The 15,866-nt window shown below is 69.2% G+C and carries 19 protein-coding genes; 4 read left to right on the plus strand and 15 right to left on the minus strand.

Translation table 11 applies throughout. The features are described from left to right. Nucleotides 1-2: 2 nt before the first annotated feature. Complete coding sequence (locus tag CDO46_RS14460) at nt 3-380, plus strand: hypothetical protein (protein WP_087839189.1); 378 nt, start codon at nt 3-5, stop codon at nt 378-380. Between the two features lie 35 nt (nt 381-415). Here CDO46_RS14460 and CDO46_RS14465 read toward each other — a convergent pair whose 3' ends face one another. Genes CDO46_RS14465 through CDO46_RS14475 form a run of 3 tightly spaced genes read right to left on the minus strand, consistent with a single transcriptional unit; the run spans nt 416 to nt 3,099 of the window. Next, the gene (locus CDO46_RS14465; RefSeq protein ID WP_087839190.1) at nt 416-1,423 is read right to left on the minus strand and encodes a tripartite tricarboxylate transporter substrate binding protein; all 1,008 of its coding nucleotides are present in this window, start codon (nt 1,421-1,423) and stop codon (nt 416-418) included. Between the two features lie 43 nt (nt 1,424-1,466). After that, the gene (locus CDO46_RS14470) at nt 1,467-2,261 is read right to left on the minus strand and encodes a menaquinone biosynthetic enzyme MqnA/MqnD family protein (protein WP_087839191.1); all 795 of its coding nucleotides are present in this window, start codon (nt 2,259-2,261) and stop codon (nt 1,467-1,469) included. After that, nucleotides 2,239-3,099, minus strand: coding sequence for a TauD/TfdA family dioxygenase (locus tag CDO46_RS14475; RefSeq protein ID WP_087839192.1), 861 nt, complete (start codon nt 3,097-3,099; stop codon nt 2,239-2,241). The genes CDO46_RS14470 and CDO46_RS14475 overlap by 23 nt, the downstream gene beginning before the upstream one ends. 107 nt (nt 3,100-3,206) lie before the next feature. Between CDO46_RS14475 and CDO46_RS14480 the strand changes: the two genes are divergently transcribed. Together CDO46_RS14480 and CDO46_RS14485 are read left to right on the plus strand one after the other, a co-directional pair. Continuing rightward, nucleotides 3,207-4,133 carry a LysR family transcriptional regulator gene (locus CDO46_RS14480; RefSeq protein WP_087839193.1) on the plus strand — a complete coding sequence of 309 codons (927 nt, stop codon included), beginning with the start codon at nt 3,207-3,209 and terminating at the stop codon, nt 4,131-4,133. Nucleotides 4,134-4,144: 11 nt separating this feature from the next. Beyond that, nucleotides 4,145-4,333 (plus strand): hypothetical protein, encoded by a 189-nt coding sequence (locus CDO46_RS14485; RefSeq protein ID WP_087839227.1) that lies wholly within the window; start codon nt 4,145-4,147, stop codon nt 4,331-4,333. Between the two features lie 2 nt (nt 4,334-4,335). Here the strand turns inward: CDO46_RS14485 and CDO46_RS14490 are convergent, their stop codons facing one another. From CDO46_RS14490 to wrbA, 3 genes are read right to left on the minus strand one after another with little or no spacing between them, the layout of a single operon-like run. Next, complete coding sequence (locus CDO46_RS14490; RefSeq protein ID WP_087839194.1) at nt 4,336-5,736, minus strand: FAD-binding oxidoreductase; 1,401 nt, start codon at nt 5,734-5,736, stop codon at nt 4,336-4,338. Between the two features lie 22 nt (nt 5,737-5,758). Beyond that, the gene (locus CDO46_RS14495; protein ID WP_087839195.1) at nt 5,759-6,163 is read right to left on the minus strand and encodes a DUF2069 domain-containing protein; all 405 of its coding nucleotides are present in this window, start codon (nt 6,161-6,163) and stop codon (nt 5,759-5,761) included. After that, nucleotides 6,160-6,771, minus strand: coding sequence for an NAD(P)H:quinone oxidoreductase (gene wrbA / locus CDO46_RS14500; protein ID WP_087839196.1), 612 nt, complete (start codon nt 6,769-6,771; stop codon nt 6,160-6,162). The genes CDO46_RS14495 and wrbA overlap by 4 nt, the downstream gene beginning before the upstream one ends. Before the next feature lie 21 nt (nt 6,772-6,792). Here wrbA and CDO46_RS14505 point away from each other — a divergent pair, with 21 nt between their 5' ends. Further along, nucleotides 6,793-8,244, plus strand: coding sequence for a YihY family inner membrane protein (locus tag CDO46_RS14505; protein ID WP_087839197.1), 1,452 nt, complete (start codon nt 6,793-6,795; stop codon nt 8,242-8,244). A gap of 28 nt (nt 8,245-8,272) precedes the next feature. On the opposite strand, the gene CDO46_RS14510 is transcribed toward CDO46_RS14505, so the two are convergent. The 9 genes from CDO46_RS14510 to CDO46_RS14550 are packed head-to-tail and all read right to left on the minus strand — an operon-like array spanning nt 8,273 to nt 15,861. After that, nucleotides 8,273-9,121 carry a hypothetical protein gene (locus tag CDO46_RS14510; RefSeq protein ID WP_087839198.1) on the minus strand — a complete coding sequence of 283 codons (849 nt, stop codon included), beginning with the start codon at nt 9,119-9,121 and terminating at the stop codon, nt 8,273-8,275. Nucleotides 9,122-9,134: 13 nt separating this feature from the next. Beyond that, a complete protein-coding gene (locus CDO46_RS14515; RefSeq protein ID WP_087839199.1) occupies nt 9,135-9,440 on the minus strand; it encodes a hypothetical protein in 306 nt (101 codons plus the stop codon). A gap of 34 nt (nt 9,441-9,474) precedes the next feature. After that, complete coding sequence (locus CDO46_RS14520; RefSeq protein ID WP_087839200.1) at nt 9,475-10,194, minus strand: ABC transporter ATP-binding protein; 720 nt, start codon at nt 10,192-10,194, stop codon at nt 9,475-9,477. Continuing rightward, nucleotides 10,191-10,949 (minus strand): ABC transporter ATP-binding protein, encoded by a 759-nt coding sequence (locus CDO46_RS14525; protein WP_087839201.1) that lies wholly within the window; start codon nt 10,947-10,949, stop codon nt 10,191-10,193. Before CDO46_RS14525 ends, CDO46_RS14520 begins: the two co-directional genes overlap by 4 nt. Continuing rightward, nucleotides 10,946-11,932 carry a branched-chain amino acid ABC transporter permease gene (locus CDO46_RS14530; protein WP_087839202.1) on the minus strand — a complete coding sequence of 329 codons (987 nt, stop codon included), beginning with the start codon at nt 11,930-11,932 and terminating at the stop codon, nt 10,946-10,948. Before CDO46_RS14530 ends, CDO46_RS14525 begins: the two co-directional genes overlap by 4 nt. Continuing rightward, on the minus strand, nt 11,929-12,807 hold the full coding sequence (locus CDO46_RS14535) for a branched-chain amino acid ABC transporter permease (RefSeq protein WP_165963299.1): 879 nt from the start codon (nt 12,805-12,807) through the stop codon (nt 11,929-11,931). Before CDO46_RS14535 ends, CDO46_RS14530 begins: the two co-directional genes overlap by 4 nt. 17 nt (nt 12,808-12,824) lie before the next feature. After that, entirely contained in the window at nt 12,825-13,988 is a 1,164-nt protein-coding gene (locus tag CDO46_RS14540; RefSeq protein ID WP_087839203.1) for an ABC transporter substrate-binding protein, read from the minus strand. A 20-nt stretch (nt 13,989-14,008) separates the two neighbouring features. Next, nucleotides 14,009-14,872 (minus strand): alpha/beta hydrolase, encoded by an 864-nt coding sequence (locus CDO46_RS14545; RefSeq protein ID WP_087839204.1) that lies wholly within the window; start codon nt 14,870-14,872, stop codon nt 14,009-14,011. Further along, the gene (locus CDO46_RS14550; protein WP_087839205.1) at nt 14,869-15,861 is read right to left on the minus strand and encodes an MqnA/MqnD/SBP family protein; all 993 of its coding nucleotides are present in this window, start codon (nt 15,859-15,861) and stop codon (nt 14,869-14,871) included. Before CDO46_RS14550 ends, CDO46_RS14545 begins: the two co-directional genes overlap by 4 nt. Nucleotides 15,862-15,866: the final 5 nt, after the last annotated feature.

Below are 15,866 nucleotides of genomic sequence, written 5' to 3' on the forward strand. Positions count from 1 at the left end.
TCATGCGCAAGCAATTCCTTGCCGCCACGCTGTTGCTGGCCGCCTCGGCGGGCACGGCCTACGCCGCCAATCTCAGCTTCCTGAACCAGTCCATCCTGGTGCGTATACCCAAGGCCCAGGTCCCCGCGTTCTCGACCGAGGTGGGGCGCGTCCTGAACGACGTGGCCGATGGCCAGCAGGCGACCTGGACCAGCAAGGCCGAGCGGTCGCGCCAGGTGCCCGTCAGCGTCACGCTGGCGCCGAAGAACACCACTCGCACCAGCAAGGGCCAGACCTGCCGCTTCCTGGCGGCCGACGTCGCGCAGGGAACGGCGAAGGAGAACTGGGGGTTCTGGTTCTGCAAGCAGGAGAACGGCGCCTGGCGCGCGAGCGGGATGTAGGCCGGCAAAGCGAATGCCGCGGCGCCTGCGCGCCGCTATTCCAGCTTGAGTCCCAGCCGCTTGATCACCCCGCCCCAGCGGCGCGTGTCGGTCTCGATGCGCGCCGCCATCTCGGCTGGCGAGCCGCCCGTGGCGTCCCAGCCCTGCGCCGCCAGCTTGGCCCGCACCGGGGCCGACCGCAGGATGGCGTTGATCTCTTTCGCCAGCATGGCCGCCACCGGCGCCGGCGTGGCGCGCGGCGCGTAGGCGCCTATCCACAGCTCCGCGGCAAAGCCCGGCAGGCCCGCGGCCTGGGCGACGGTCGGCACCCCCGGCGCCAGCGGCGAAGGCTGCGCCGACGTGACGCCCAGTACGCGCACCTTGCCCGCCTTGGCCTGTTCGATGGCCCCCGAGGGCGCCATGAACCCCGCCTGGATCTGTCCGCTCATCACGGCCATGGTGACCTGCGGGAAGCCCTGGTAGGGGACGTGCATCATCCGGATGCCGGTTTCCTGCGCGAACAGTTCGCCCGTCAGGTGCGAGCCCGAACCCACACCCACCGACCCGTACGAGATCTCCTTGTGGTGGGCGCGCGCGTCGTCCACCAGCTCGCGCAGCGTGGCATAGGGCAGCTTGGGATCGATGACCAGGATCTGCGGGCTGACCGCGGCCAGGGACAGCGGCTGCAGGTCCCGGGCGACGTCGTAGGGCAGGTTGGGATAGAGCAGGGCCGAGGTGGTCAGCGGACCGTGGGCGGTCACGCCGAAGGTATGGCCGTCGGTGGCTCGCGCGACCAGGTCGACGCCGATGTTGCCGGCGGCGCCGGGTTTGTTCTCGACGATGACCGGCTTGCCCAGCTTCTGAGACAGCGGCTCGGCGATCAGTCGGGCCACCGTGTCGGGCGAGGTGCCGGCGGGAAAGCCCACGATGAGCTTGACCGGCTGGGTGGGCCAGGGGGCGTCGGCGCCGCGCGTCATTCCCGTGGCGAGCAGGCCGCCCGACAGGACGGCGAAGGCGAACAGCGTGCGCCGCCGCGGCGCGGAACGGTGCGAAAGGCAGGGCATGGATGTCTCCTGTTTTTGGATGGATGAAGGACGGGCGGGGATCTCAGGTTTCCAGGGCCACGGCGGGGGGCAGGACCTGGGCCATGCGGCGTATGCCCGCTTCGGCGGCCTCGCCCAGTTCGAACTCGAAATTGCCGAGCAGCGCGCGCAGCGCCGCGGGGGCCGAGGCCACGCCGTGGCGCGCGCAATGGCGTTCGATGGCCAGGTCCGGTTGGCTGGCATATCGGGACAAGGAGGCCGCCAGGCCGGCGCGCAGCGGTTCCAGCGCGTCGTCCGCCAGGTCCCGGCGGCGTACCCACACCGCCGAGACCACCGGGGTGCCTTGCCACTCCCACCATTCCCGCCCGAGGTCGTGGACGTGTGGGAAACGTCCCCGCGCCGCTTCCTCGACAGCCTGGTCCTGGATCAGCAATCGGGGCATGGATGGGTCGGCGGGCAGACCGCGCCGCCAGCGGCCGATGCGCAGCCCGTACTTGTCGGCCAGGATGGCATGCAGCACCCGCAGCGACGTGGCGGTCTCGTCGCAGATCGCGATGTCCGCGCCGTCCAGCTCATGGATGGGGCGCGGCGAGAACAGCAGCACGCTGCCCGCGCGCTCGCGGTAGGCCAGGCCCAGCCCGCCCAGGCGCGGCCATTGGTCGCCGCGCGCCAGCCAGTCCACGGTGGCCATGGGCGTGGCGTCCAGCAGGCCGGCATCCGCCATGGCCAGGACCGTGCTGGAGACGCACGGAACGCGCCGGACGGGCCAGTCCTCGCTACCGACGTAGAACGGGATCCAGGGCACCGACTGGAAATGCCCGACGCGCAGGCCGGCCTCACGCATAGTGGACGTAGGCATAGCCGCGATGCATCAGCCGCTGGCCGCCCTGATAGTCCGCGGGCGAGGCCGAGTGCAGCGAGGCGCGGTTGTCCCAGAAGACCAGGTCGCCGACCTGCCATTTGTGGCGGTAGACCGCCTCGGGGCGGGTCGCGTGGGCGACCAGTTCGGCGGACAGCCGCTGCGCTTCCTCGTCGGAATAGCCGCTGATGCCCCGGACCAGGGTCGGGCTGATGAAATACAGCGGGCGGCCGGTTACCGGATGGCGCTGCACCAGGTCGTGTTCCCGGTCGGGCCACTTGGCGCGGTCGGCTGCCGACAGGGGCCGGGCCGAGCCGGGGTTGCGGGCCAAGAGATAGTCGTTGTGCTGGTTGAAGTTGTGGACCACGGTCCTGCCGTCGATGCGGGCCTTCAGGTCCGCCGGCAGCGTGTCGTAGGCCCTGCCCATGCTGGCGAACAGGGTGTCGCCGCCGATTTGCGGCGTCATCACGCAGTACAGCATCGTGACCCCGTCGACGTGCTGGTCGCTGGCCGTGTCGCTGTGCCACAGGTTGCCGTAGCGGTCCAGGAAGGCCGACGGCGTGCCGTCGGGATGCCGGGTGTTGCCCACGCGGCCGATCTCGGGCGTGCCCGGCACGTGGAACTCCTTGCGCTGCGAGATCTTGGGCGTGCCGAAGCGGCGCAGCAGCCCGGCCTGCGCGGGCGCGGCCAGCGATTGCCCGCGCACGACGACGACGGAATGGCGGTGATAAGCGTCCAGCAGCGACTGGAACTGCTCGTCGTCCAGGGGTTGGCTGAGGTCGCAACCCAGGACTTCCACTCCCACGTCGGGGTGGAGGGGGCGCAAGGCAAGCGGCATGGCGGGGTCTCCGGAAAAGTTCTTGACGTGCCGCCACCTTAATCCTCATTCTATTTCTATAGAATCCACCAAAAAGCGCGATCATTGTTCGCGAAAACAGAGAGGTCATGGACACCATCGTCAATTTCCGGACCTTCATCGCCGTGGCGCAGGCCGGCAGCTTCTCCAAGGCGGCGCGCCAGTTGGGCATCGCCGCCTCCGTGGTGACCAAGCGCATCGACCAGCTCGAATGGCGCGCCCGAACCCGGTTGTTCGAGCGCAGCACCCGCCGCCTGGCCCTGACCGACGAAGGCCAGCGCCTGCTACCCGTGGCCCGGCGTATCGTCCACGACGTCGAGGACGCGTTCGGCAGCGCGCTGGGCCATGCGCACGAACTGGAGGGCCACCTGCGCATCAAGGTGCCGACGTCGTTGACCGCCACGTGCCTGGGCGATGCGCTGGGGCGTTTCCTGGAGGTCCATCCCAAGCTCAGCATGGACGTGGTGGTGATCGACCGGCCCGTGAACCCTATCCAGGAAGGCTTCGACATCGTGGTCGGCATGCTGCCGGCCTCGTACGACGGCGTGCTCGAGGCCGGACTGTGCCCGCTGCCGCGCATGGCGGTGGCGGCGCCGTCCTATCTGGCCGCGCGCGGCCGTCCCGCCCATCCCACGGATCTGGCGCGGCACGCACTATTGAATTTCCAGCCCACGGGGCCGGTCTGGACTTTCCAGGGGCCGAACGGGCCGATCGCGGTCGAGGTGACGCCGCGCCTGAGCACCAACGACGGACACGTGTTGCTCAATTCGGTGCTGCGGGGCAATGGCATCACGATCCTGTCGGCCTACATCGTCGACGGCGCGCTGGGCCGGGGCGAACTGGTCCGGGTGCTGGAGGACTTCGCCATTCCCGAATACTGGATCCGGGCCCTGGTGCCCCACAGCCGGGCCCACCTGGGCCGGGTGCAGGCCCTGCTGTCCTGGCTCAGGAATGAATTCACGCCGCTGCCGCCCTGGGCGCGGCACGAAAGTTGCGGCTTGCCGGCCTTCTCGTGAAGGAGTTCGCCATGCCGAATCATCCCGCATCCCCGCCCAGTCCCCGCCAGGCGGACGACCAGCCGCGCGAGCAGCAGCGCAGCCATGGCGATACGCAGAATCGCACCAAGAAGGACGGGCATACCGACCAGATCGGGACCGGCGGCAACCAGACCTCGCAGCGCCAGCGCGGCGGCGGCGCCAGGCGCACCGGGCCGTAGGCTTAGGGCAGGACCTTGCCCGGGTTCATCAGGCCGTCGGGATCCAGCGCCTGCTTGATCCGGCGCATCAGGTCCAGGGCCACCGCGCTCTTGTAGCGGGCCAGTTCGCCGCGCTTGAGCTGGCCGATGCCGTGTTCCGCGCTGATCGACCCGCCGTGCGCGTGCACGCTGTCGTGCACCAGGCGATAGATCTCGTCCTGGCGCAGCAGGAAGTCGGGCTCGGCCATGGCGGGCGGCCGGCTGACGTTGTAGTGCAGGTTGCCGTCGCCCAGGTGGCCGAAGGTGATGTGGCGCACGCCGGGGATGGCCGCCTGCAGCAGCGCGTCGGTCGCGGCCACGAAGGCGGGGATGCGAGAGGCCGGGACCGAGATGTCGTGCTTGATGTTCTTGCCCTCCCAGGACTGGGCGGCCGAGATGCTTTCGCGCAGGTGCCACAGCGCACGGCTTTGCGCGAGGCTGGCCGCAACCGCGGCGTCCTGGGCCAGGCCCTGCTCCAGCGCCCGCTGCAGGACCGCGTGAAAGCGTTCCTGGGCGTGTTCGGCGCTTTCGCTGTCGGATACCTCTAGCAGCGCGTACCAGGGCGTGGGGCCGAGCGGCAGTTTCTGGTCGGGGAAGGCGCGCGTCACCACGTCCAGGCTGGCATGCGACATGACTTCGAAGCCGGTCAGCGCCGCGCCGAATCCCGAGCGGGCCAGGGCCAGCAGCGCGACCGCGGTTTCCAGCGAGGGCAGGGCGACCAGGGCCGTGCATTGCGCCACGGGCAGGGGATAGAGCCGCAGGGTGGCGGCGGTGATGATGCCGAGCGTGCCTTCGCTGCCTATGTACAGGTCGCGCAGGTCGTAGCCGGTGTTGTCCTTGCGCAGGCCGCGCAGGCCGTCCCAGATCTCGCCCTGGGCGGTGACCACTTCCAGCCCCAGGGCCAGTTCGCGTGCGTTGCCGTAGCGCAGGACCTGGGTGCCGCCGGCATTGGTGGCCAGGTTGCCTCCCACCGTGCAGCTGCCTTCCGAGGCCAGGCTGAGCGGGTAGAGACGGCCGGCCTCGCGCGCCCAGTCCTGTACCGCCTGGAGCACGCAGCCGGCTTCGACGGTGATGGTGTCGTCGTCGATGTCGAGGGCGCGCAGCCGGTCCAGGCGCCGCGTCGACACGACCACCGCGCGGCCTCCGGCGTCGGGCGTGGCGCCACCCGCCAGACCGGTGTTGCCGCCTTGAGGGACGATGGGAACGGCGTGGCGGCGGCACAGGCGCACGACGCGCGCGACCTCGTCGGTCGTGCCGGGGCGGACGACCGCCAGCGCGGCGCCGGTATAGCGGCCGCGCCAGTCGGTCAGGAAGGGCGCGGCGTCCGGCCCGGTCAAGACCTGGCCGGCCCCCAGCAGGTTCGTGAGCTCGGTCAGCAGGTCCATGCCGGTGTCTCCTTGGCGGCGGTCAGCCCGCCTGTTTGTCCGCCGCCTTGGCGGCCTTGCGGGCGGCCTGCGCGGCGCGCTTGGCCGGGCGCACGTACAGGATGGCGCACCAGAAGAAGACCGTGGTCAGCGCGACCTCGGCCCAGGCCACGTGCGCGGACGGAGCTGGATCGGTGGTCGCGCGCACCACGCCTTCCATGAAATACAGCAGGATCAGCATCGATGCCCATTGGTAGGTGTACAGGTTGCCGCGCAGCACGCCGCGCAGCGGCAGCAGCAGCGGCAATGCCTTGAGCGCCAGCAGCGAGCCGGGCCGCAGGGGCGCCAGCACGGTTTCCCAGGCGATGCACAGCACGATCAGGGCCAGCAGCGAGATCGAGGCGACCAGGCGCAGCCGCGGGTTGAGGTCGACGGAGGGAGCGTTCATCGGGTGCGGGCCTGCCGGCCGGTGTGGAGTTCGAGGGCGGTGCGGGCCAGGCGCGTGCCCAGGGCTTCGGCCAGTTGGGTTTCGTCGCGCTGCATGGGCAGGCTGTTGTCGACCCCGGCCACGTGCGAGGCGCCATAGGGCGAGCCGCCATGGCGCGTGGCCATCAGCGCGGGCTCGGTGAAGGGCAGGCCCACCAGCAGCATGCCGTGATGAAGCAGCGGCAGCATCATGCTGAGCAGCGTGCTTTCCTGGCCGCCGTGCATGGAGCCGGTGGACGTGAAGACCGCTGCCGGCTTGCCCGCCAGGCTTCCCGCCAGCCACTGCTGGGTGGTATGGTCGATGAAGTGCTTCATGGGCGCGGCCATGTTGCCGAAGCGGGTGGGCGATCCCAGCGCCAGGCCCGCGCATTCTTCCAGGTCCGCCGGTTCGACGTAGGGAGGACCGCTGTCGGGAATGGCGGGGGCCGTGGCCTCGCACACGGCCGAGACCGGCGGAACCGTGCGCAGCCGTGCCCGCGCGCCGGGTACGCGTTCCACGCCCAGCGCGATGTGCTCGGCCAACTGGCGTGTCGCGCCGTGCCGGCTGTAGTACAAGATCAGAATATCCATAGGTCCGTATTATCTCTCGACATGGTCCAGAAAGCTCCCGCGCCCGCTACTTCTTCCACGCCGCCACCGCCTTCGGGCGCCGCTTCCATCCAGGCGCGCGCGATCGCGCTGCGCCGCAGCCTGCTCGCCAACGAATCCTGGCCCGTGCGCGTGGGGCGGCTCCTGCGGTTCGCATTGCAGCGCGCGGCCGACGAGCGCATCACCCAGGTCGCCTCCAGCCTGACCTTCACCTCGGTGCTGTCGATGGTGCCGCTGCTGGCGGTGGCGCTGGCCCTGTTTACCGCGTTTCCGCTGTTCCGCGAGTTCCAGGGCGCGCTGGAGGCGTTCCTGATCAGCAACCTGATGCCGCCGGCGGTGGCGGACAACATCATGGAATACCTGAACCAGTTCGCGCAGAAGGCGAGCCGGCTGACCGCCGTGGGCGGCATCTTCCTGATGATCACGGCCGTCTCGCTGATGCTGACCATCGACAAGGCGCTGAACGAGATCTGGCACGTGCGCAAGGGCAGGCCGCTGCCGCAGCGGGTGCTGATCTACTGGGCCACGCTCACGCTGGGGCCGGTGCTGATCGGCGCCAGCCTGTGGGCCACGTCCTTCCTGGCGCGCGAATCCATGGGCCTGGTGGGCGACGTGCCGGCGCCCATCGGCGTGCTGCTGTCCTTCATTCCGCTGATATTGACGGGCCTGGCCTTCGGCGCGCTGTTCATGGTGGTGCCCAACCGGCACGTCGAGGCACGCGACGCGATGACGGGCGGTTTCGCGGCGGCCATCGTGCTGGAAATCATGAAGTCCGGCTTCGCGTTCTACCTGACGCGCTTTCCCACCTACACCGTGCTGTACGGCGCCTTCGCCACGCTGCCTATCTTCCTGATGTGGATCTACCTGTCGTGGCTGGTGACCTTGTTCGGCGCCACGCTGGCGGCCAGCCTGCCGCTGATCCGGATGGGACGCTGGGAGACCGTCCGGCGCCCGGGGCGGCCGTTCGTGGATGCCTTGTCCATCCTGCGCGCGTTGTCCTCGGTGCGCGACCGCAATCCACCGGGCCTGAGCACCTTGGCGCTGCGCAGCAGGCTGAACCTGCATCACGACGAATTGATGGTGGTGCTCGACACCTTGTCCAGCATCGGCTACATCGCCCGCATCGGCGATGCCGGCGCCGCCCGCGAACGCTGGGCCATGGTCTGCGATCCCACCGTGGCCACCCTGGCGCCCGTGGTGGACCGGCTGCTGCTGGACCGGGCGCCGCTGGCCGACGACCCGATGTTGCTGCACGCGGTGAACGCCGCCTGGGAAAGCGGCTCGGTCACCATCGCCGAGGCCCTGAAACAGCGCCCCGAGGATGTCGAGGCGGAACTGGCCCTGGATCGAGAGCTGGAACTGGAGCCGGACCGGGAGGAACAGGAAGCCGAGGCCGGCGAAGAGGCGGCCGAGGGCGTCCAGGAGGAGCGGCTGCGCCGCCTGCGCGCGTCCTGACCCGGTGCGGCCTGCGCCCGCCGCGCCGTCATTCCAGCCGCCAGTACACGCCGCCCATGCCGCAGCGCATGGGTACCGACGGCACGTAGAACACCGTTTCCGCCCGGGCGTTGCCGCATACCGCGGCCGCGCCCATGGCGACCACCCAGGCCAGCAGTTCCCCCGCGCCGCCATCCCCGCCCGTCAGCAGTTTCTCGAAGGTCAGCTCGCGCTTGACCCGGTCGGCGTTGCCTTCCTCCATCAGCGCCAGGAACCAGCGGTCGAATTCCTCGTGCACCGTGAAGTAGTCCTTGCCGCCGGGATCGTGCGAGAGACCGCCCGTGCCCATGATCACCACTCGTTCGTCGGACGGGAAGGCCTGGACGATGCGCGCGATGGTTTCGCCCACGGCATAGCAGTGCGCCGCGGTCGGCACCGGCGGCACGATGGGGTTCATGTGGATGGGGACGAAACGCACGTCGTAGCGCGGGAACAGGAACTTGAGCGGCACCGACCAGTTGTCGTCGAACAACAGTTTGTCGGCGAACGCGTGGTTGATGCCCGCCTTGGCCGATTCGCGCACCAGTGCGCGGCCCAGGTCGCGGTGGCCGCGCACCGTGTAGTCCGGTACGTTCAGCCAGTCGCGGAACCAGGGCGCGGGGCCGGCCCATTGTTCGCCTATGCCCACGCAGAAGTCGGGAATGTTGTCGAGCGAGAAATTCAACAGGTGGTCGTTGGCTATGCCTATGACCACGTCGGGCCGCACTTCGTCCATCAGTTTCTGGAACTGCGCGTAGCCGGCCAGGACGCCGTCCTGCTCGTGCTGGGGCGCCTTGTCTATCCAGCCGGTGACGCCGGGGGCGTGGGCCACGCCCAGGGTTGCGACGATCTTTGCCATGTTCTTCTCCGGATCAGTCCTGCGACGCGATGCCCATCTTCTCGGCGTACAGGCGCGCCGCGTCGCTGTCGTTGTGGTTGCGCGAGCCGCCCTTGAAAAGCCGCGATATCTGCGGCAGGAAATAGGGATGCACGCCCATGGCGCCCAGCGCCTCGATGTCCATGTCGCGCCAGGCGCGCTTTTCTTCTTCCGAAAGGGCGTATGCGGTCATGGATGCCTCGATGTCCTGCTTGAACGCGAGGTATTTCTGCTCGTCGCGCCGCAGTTCGAACACCATGCGGTTCGATGGCAGGGTCTTGTCGGTGTCTCGGATTCCCATGTCGGCTCCTTGTTCGTTGGAAACGATAAGTCGTTCATTCGGCCGCGGCAACGTTGAGCCAGCGGTCGAGCGTCTCGGGCGATGCCCGCAGCGCCGCGCTCGAGGACTGATGCACGATGCGGCCGCGGTCCAGGATGATGGCGGTCGAGGCCATGGCCAGGGCGATGACCGGATGCTGCTCGACCACGATCGTGGTCATGCCTTCCTGCGTGTGCAGCGCGATGATGGCGGCGCCAAGCTCCTCGACGACGATGGGCGCCAGGCCCTCCATGGGTTCGTCCAGCAGGAGCAGGCGCGGGTTGGTCATGAGCGCGCGGCCCACGGCCAGCATCTGTTGTTCTCCGCCGGACAGCTCGTTGCCCAGGTTGGCGCGCCGCTCGCGCAGCCGCGGGAACAGGCCGTAGACCCGGTCCAGCGTCCATGGGCCGCGGCATGCGACCACGGTCAGGTTCTCCTCGACGGTCAGCGACGCGAACACCTCGCGCTCCTGCGGCACCCAGCCCAGGCCGGCGCGAGACCGCTGGCAGGCGTCCAGCCTGGCGATGTCGCGGCCCTGCCAGAGAATGCGCCCGCCCGTCAGGCGCGTGTTGCCCATCAGGGTTTCGAGCAGGGTGGTCTTGCCCACGCCATTGCGTCCGAGCACCGCCAGGCTGTCGCCGGCGCCCAGGCAGAACGAGAGATCGTCCAGCACCATCGCGTCGCCGTAGCCGGCGCGCACGTGCTCCAGTTGCAGCAGGCTGTCCGTCGCATTCATGCGGATGCCGCCTCCAGGGGGGCCGCCTGGCCGAGATAGGCCTCGCGCACGCGGGGGTCGCGGGCGATGTCGCCGGGTAGCCCGGTGGCGATGAGGCGGCCGGCGACGAGCACCGAAATGCGCTGCGCGAAGCGGAAGACGAGGTTCATGTCGTGTTCGATCAGAAGGATGGCGATGTCCTGGGGCAGTCGATCCAGGACCGCGAAGACATGGCGGCTGTCGGCCGCCGAGACGCCGGCAGCCGGTTCGTCCAGCAGCAGCACCTTGGGCTTGCGCGCCAGCGCGAGCGCGATTTCCACCAGCCGCTGCCTGCCGTAGGCGAGCTGCCGGGTGGGCCGATGCGCGTCCTGCGCCAGGCCGATGCGCTCGAGCAGTTCCCAGGCCTCGCCGGCCGCCGGCTCATGCCGGCGCAGCGACCCGAACAGCGAGCGGACGGCTCCGGTGCGCGCCAGCACGACCAGCGTGACCGCCTCCAGCACGGTCATGTCCAGGAACAGCGTATTGATCTGGAAGGTGCGCACCAGCCCCAGGTCCACCCGTTTGTCGGGCGGCGCCGCGGTCACGTCCGCGCCGTCCAGCAGGACGCGGCCCGAGGTCGGGCGCAGCATGCCGGTCAGCAGGTTGATGAAGGTCGTCTTGCCCGCGCCGTTCGGGCCGATCAGCGCATGCCGGTCGCCGGGAGCGAGCGACAGGTTCACATGGTCGGTCGCCACCAGCGCGCCGAAGCGCTTGCACAGGTCGACGGTCTGTATCATTGTTGCGCCTCCTTGTGCGCCAGGCGCCGGGCCAGCCGCGCGGCGGTGCCCATGATGCCGCCGCGGGCAAAGAAGATGGTGAGCACCAGCAGCAGGCCCAGCCAGAAATGCCAGTAGGCGGGGCTGATGCCGGACAGCAGGTCGCGGCCCACGACGAATACCAGCGCGCCGATGAAGCCGCCGTACAGGTAGCCCACGCCGCCCAGCGCGGCGATGATCAGGATGTCGGCCGACCGCCCGAAACCGAGCGCGTCGATGGTGATGAACTGCGTGATCTGCGTCGTCAGCGCGCCCGCGACGCCCGCCACCGCCGCCGAGGCGACGTAGGAGATCGCCAGGGTGCGGCCGTCGTCGATGCCCACGGCCAGCGCGCGCCGGCGGTTCATGCGCGTGGCATGCAGGGACAGGCCATAGGGCGAATTGACCAGCCTGCGCACGAGGTAGAGCGTGACGAAGGCTACGATGGCCGCGTATGCGTAGGCGGTCGATCCCATGAGGTCGAACGGGAAGAGGCCGAGCAGCGGCGCGAACTCGATGCCTTGCAGGCCATCGATGCCGCCGGTGATCGCGGTGGCCTTGTTGGCGGCCTCGTACAGCACGAGGCCGATGGCCAGCGTCACCATGAGCCGGCTCAGGTCGGTGCCCCGCACGACCAGCCGGCTGCCGAGCGCGCCCGCGCATGCCGTGACGGCGGCGGCGATGGCCAGCGCCGAGACCGGTTCGTGCCAGCCGTACTTGCCGAGCCAGCCGGCGGTGAACGCGCCCACGCCGAAGAACGCGGCATGTCCCAGGGTGACGATGCCCGCGTAGCCCAGCAGCATGTCGAGCGACAGCGCGAAGATGCCGGTTACCAGTACTTGCGCGCCCAGGCTGCGGTGATCGGGAAAGACGAAGAAGGCCGCGACGACGAGCGTCCAGAACACGAGCTCGGGCACGCGCCAGCGCGAGCGGTCCAGCAGGGGGCGCAGCGGGCTGCCGTTCATGCGGCCCTCCTGCGCGCGAAGAGGCTGTAGAGGCCTTGCGGCCGGTACAGCAGGACCAGCGCCATGAGCACGTAGATCATGAAGGCCCCGAACTCGGGGACGTAGTATTTGCTGCCGATGTCGCAGATGCCCAGCAGCATGGCGGCGAAGAAGGTGCCGTTGACCGAGCCGGCGCCGCCCAGCACCACCACGAGCAGGCACAGCACCAGCGTGCGCGTGGCGAAGGCCGGATCCAGGCCCAGCACCTCGGCCCCGAGCGCGCCGCCCAGCGCCGCAAGCCCGCTGCCGATCGCGAAGGCGATCATGAATACACGCTTGACCGGTATGCCCATCGCGGCCGCGATGCGCTGGTTGTCGACCGAGGCGCGGATCATCGCGCCCAGGCGGGTCGAGTCGAGTCCCCAGTTCAGCAGGGCGAGCAGGGCCAGGCCCGTGCCGAGCAGCATCAGCCGGTACTTGGAGACGCTGAGATCGCCCAGGTACCAGCGGCCGTCCAGGTACTCGGGCACCCGCACCGCCTGTTGCGACGGCCCCCAGAAATAGTGGACGATGCCGCCGGCCATCAGCATCAGGCCGAAGGTCAGGAGGCTCTGGTCGAGCGCCGTGGCGCGATAAAAGGGCGCATAGACCACGCGTTCCAGCACCAGGCTGGCCAGGGCGATCGCCGCCACGACCACCGCCACCGACGCGAAGAACGGCCAGGCCAACTGGTTGACCAGCGTGACGAGGAAATAGCCGCCGAACATGGCGACGGCGGTGTGCGCGAGGTTGACGAAACCCATCAACCCCAGCGTGATGGACAATCCGAGCGCGATCACGAACAGCATGGCGCCGTACGACGTTCCATCGATGATCACGCCGACGAAGTCGGTCAGCATGCGGACTCCTTTGGCTAGCGGGCCTTGACGGCCTCGATCTTGTCGAACTCGACGTTGTAGAGCTCGCCTCCGACCTTCTGGACTTTGCGGATGTAGATGTCTTGCACGATGTCGCGCGTGGCGGGGTCGATCGAGATCGGGCCGCGCGGGCTGTCGAGCTTGAGCCCTTTCATCGCGGCGATGAGCTTGTCGCCGTCGGTATCGCCGCCGGTTTTCTTGACCGCGGCGTAGATGACGGCCATGGCGTCATAGGCGCCCACTCCGATGAAGTTGGGCCGCTTGCGTCCCTGATCCTGGACCGCCTTGACGAAGGCGCGGTTCAGGTCGGAGTCGTGCGCGGCCGAGTAGTGGTGGGCGGTGACGGTATCCAGCGCGACGTCGCCGATGGCCGGCAGCGAGTCGTCGTCGACCAGGTCGCCCGTGCCGATCAGGCGAATGCCCGCTTGCTTGAAACCGCGTTCGTTGTACGCCTTCATGAAGGCGATGGCGGCTTCGCTGCCCGGCACGAACACGAAGATGGCGTCGGCGCGCGCGTCGCGGGCCCGTTGCAGGAAGGGCGCGAATTCCATGCTGCTGACGGGCATGCGTATTTCGCCCGCCATCTGGCCGCCGGCGGCGGTGAACGCATCCTTGAAGGCCTGCGCGGCGTCGTGCCCGGGGCCGTAGTCGGACACCAGCGAGAATACGCGCTTGATGCCGTTCCTGGCCGCCCAGGTGGCCATGGGCGCCGACGTCTGTCCGAGCGTGAATGCGGTGCGCACGATATAGGGGGATTTCTCGGTGACGATGGCCGTGGCCGCGAGCGCGATCATCGGCGTCTTGGCCACGGTGGCGATGGGCGCGGCGGCCAGCGCGTTGGGGGTGAAGTTGAAGCCCACCAGCGCGTCGACCTTGTCGCGGGTGACCAGTTCCTGCGCGTAGCGGCGCGCGTTCTCGGGCGAGATGCCGCCGGTGTCGCGCAGGATGAGCTCGACCTTGCGGCCAGCCACGGTGTCGCCGTTGAGCTTCATGTAGGCGCGCATCGCGCTTTCGATGGACTGCCCGGCGGAGGCATAGGTGCCGGAGAACTCGGTGACGACGCCGATCTTCAAGGGCTTGTCGGCGGCATGCGCAGGGCCGTGCGCGGCCGCGGCGGCCAGGGCGCATGATGCGAGGCAAGAGCGAAGACGCAGTTTCATGATTCGGGCTACTCCTTTATTCAGGTGTGGGCGCGGGAAGCGGCGCCGCGGTTGCGAAGGCCGATCTGTTCGAACATCGCCGCCAGCAGCGGGCCGTCGGGCCGGTTGAGCTCGTCGATGATGGAAAAATGGTCATGGCCCGGCATGGGCATGAAGCGCGAGGGGTAGCCCGCGGCGGCCCATGCCCGCGCATAGCCGGCGGACTGCTCGACGAATTCGGGCAACTCCTTTTCCCCCACGGCGCAGACCAGGGGACAGGCCACGCGAGGCAGGTGCAGGAGAGGGCTGTTGCGCGCGGCGCTTTCCGCATCCAGGCGCAACCACTCGTTCATCAGCGATCGGGCCATGGGCCGCATGTCGAAGATCCCGCTCACCGTCGTGATGCCCTTGACGAGGTCGGCCGGCAGGCCGTGTGCCGCCCAGTCGGTGGCCGCCGCCATGCCGGCCAGATGGCCGCCCGCGGAGTTGCCGCAAAGGAAGATGCGGCCGGGATCGCCGCCGAAGGAGGCCGCGTGGCGATGGACCCAGGCCACGCCCTTGCGTACCGCCGCGACCATGTCGTCCACGCTCGCGGCGGGCGCCAGGGGATATTCCATGGAGACCCAGATGGCGCCCGCCGGCCCGAAGGTATCGGCGGGAAAGCCGCGGTCCGATTTGCTCGATCCCTTCCAGGCGCCGCCGTGCAGGTAGATCACCACGGGCGCGTGGGGAGCGTCCGCCAGATAGACGTCCAGCGTGTGCGCGGCTCCTTCGCCGTAGGCAAGGTCGAGCCGGGTCGGCCGTCGCTCGCGCGTGAGCCGGCTGGCTTCGGCGTAGCGCTGCAGGTGGGTGCGGAAATCGGGGACCGTGGCCTCGATGTCGTAGAGTGCGGGGCGTTCGTTCATGCGGATCTCGTGGTGACGCGGTTCGAAGAAAAATTCGCGGGGGCGAGCCAATCGCCGGGGCTGTGCAGCCGGGCGGACAAGCCCTGCTGGAAGTGGTAGCGCGCGAAGGCCTGCAGCACCTCCCGGTTGGCATCCAGGCCGTACGGCCAGTAGTCCTCGCCCATCAGGTCCACCGTGCGCTGGTATTCCGCCACGACCCAGGGCAGGGTGGCGGCCAGCTGGCAGACGTCCCGGAGGTCCTGGAGCGCCATGCGCCGGGCGGCCTCGAAGCCTTGGCAGATCGCCTGGGCCAGCCAGGGATGGCGCTCGTGCAGGTCGCGCCGCAGTCCCAGCACATGCATGATGGGAAAGAAGCCGGTGCGCCGGTAGTAGTCCTGCTCGACCCGTTGATGATCGGGGAACAACCGGGCCACGTCGTCCTGCCCGGGGCCGAAGCAGGACGGCACTTTGGCGCCGACGACCGCGTCGATCTCTCCACGGGCCAGCATGCCGGACAAGTCCTGGTCCGGCACGGCCAGGATGGAGACGCCCGGGACGGTGGTGGCGGTGGCCGGCCCCGGTTCGCCCGCTTCCATGGCGGCCTCCATCCACTGCATTTCGTGGGGCTGGACGCCGTGGTCGTGGGCCAGGAAAGCCCGGATCCAGACGTTGGCCGTCGTCTTGTAGTCCGGCGTTCCGATGGTCCTGCCGCGCAGGTCGGCCGGCGAGCGGATGCCGCGGCCCGCATGGACATAGATGCCGCTGTGGCGAAAGGCCCGCGAGGGAAAGACCGGCAGCGCGACATAGGTCGGCTTCCCGGCATCCAGCGAGCGCAGGTAGCCGCTCAAGGACAGCTCGGTCAGGTCGAACTCGGCCGCCTTCGCGCGCGCGAAGGCGGCCTCGGGGTGCAGCGTCGTCGCCCGCAGTTCGACGCCTTCGATGGCGACCCGCCCGTCGATCAGCGGCCGCGTTCGGTCATAGGCGGCGCAGGCAAGCGTCAGCGTCAGCATGGTCT

The sequence above is a fragment of the Pigmentiphaga sp. NML030171 genome, assembly GCF_002188635.1.
GTDB classification, from domain to species: domain Bacteria; phylum Pseudomonadota; class Gammaproteobacteria; order Burkholderiales; family Burkholderiaceae_B; genus Pigmentiphaga; species Pigmentiphaga daeguensis.

Excerpts from the sequence above, each read along its gene's own strand:
- CDO46_RS14490 (WP_087839194.1), bottom strand. The coding sequence starts at position 5,736 with ATGGACCTGCTGACCGAGCTCACGAACCTGCTGGGGGCCGGCCAGGTC.
- CDO46_RS14540 (WP_087839203.1), bottom strand. The coding sequence starts at position 13,988 with ATGAAACTGCGTCTTCGCTCTTGCCTCGCATCATGCGCCCTGGCCGCC.
- CDO46_RS14520 (WP_087839200.1), bottom strand. The coding sequence starts at position 10,194 with ATGAATGCGACGGACAGCCTGCTGCAACTGGAGCACGTGCGCGCCGGC.
- CDO46_RS14470 (WP_087839191.1), bottom strand. The coding sequence starts at position 2,261 with ATGCCTACGTCCACTATGCGTGAGGCCGGCCTGCGCGTCGGGCATTTC.
- CDO46_RS14550 (WP_087839205.1), bottom strand. The coding sequence starts at position 15,861 with ATGCTGACGCTGACGCTTGCCTGCGCCGCCTATGACCGAACGCGGCCG.
- CDO46_RS14495 (WP_087839195.1), bottom strand. The coding sequence starts at position 6,163 with ATGAACGCTCCCTCCGTCGACCTCAACCCGCGGCTGCGCCTGGTCGCC.
- CDO46_RS14485 (WP_087839227.1), top strand. The coding sequence starts at position 4,145 with ATGCCGAATCATCCCGCATCCCCGCCCAGTCCCCGCCAGGCGGACGAC.
- CDO46_RS14515 (WP_087839199.1), bottom strand. The coding sequence starts at position 9,440 with ATGGGAATCCGAGACACCGACAAGACCCTGCCATCGAACCGCATGGTG.
- CDO46_RS14530 (WP_087839202.1), bottom strand. The coding sequence starts at position 11,932 with ATGAACGGCAGCCCGCTGCGCCCCCTGCTGGACCGCTCGCGCTGGCGC.
- CDO46_RS14480 (WP_087839193.1), top strand. The coding sequence starts at position 3,207 with ATGGACACCATCGTCAATTTCCGGACCTTCATCGCCGTGGCGCAGGCC.
- wrbA (WP_087839196.1), bottom strand. The coding sequence starts at position 6,771 with ATGGATATTCTGATCTTGTACTACAGCCGGCACGGCGCGACACGCCAG.
- CDO46_RS14525 (WP_087839201.1), bottom strand. The coding sequence starts at position 10,949 with ATGATACAGACCGTCGACCTGTGCAAGCGCTTCGGCGCGCTGGTGGCG.
- CDO46_RS14510 (WP_087839198.1), bottom strand. The coding sequence starts at position 9,121 with ATGGCAAAGATCGTCGCAACCCTGGGCGTGGCCCACGCCCCCGGCGTC.
- CDO46_RS14460 (WP_087839189.1), top strand. The coding sequence starts at position 3 with ATGCGCAAGCAATTCCTTGCCGCCACGCTGTTGCTGGCCGCCTCGGCG.
- CDO46_RS14505 (WP_087839197.1), top strand. The coding sequence starts at position 6,793 with ATGGTCCAGAAAGCTCCCGCGCCCGCTACTTCTTCCACGCCGCCACCG.
- CDO46_RS14475 (WP_087839192.1), bottom strand. The coding sequence starts at position 3,099 with ATGCCGCTTGCCTTGCGCCCCCTCCACCCCGACGTGGGAGTGGAAGTC.
- CDO46_RS14545 (WP_087839204.1), bottom strand. The coding sequence starts at position 14,872 with ATGAACGAACGCCCCGCACTCTACGACATCGAGGCCACGGTCCCCGAT.
- CDO46_RS14465 (WP_087839190.1), bottom strand. The coding sequence starts at position 1,423 with ATGCCCTGCCTTTCGCACCGTTCCGCGCCGCGGCGGCGCACGCTGTTC.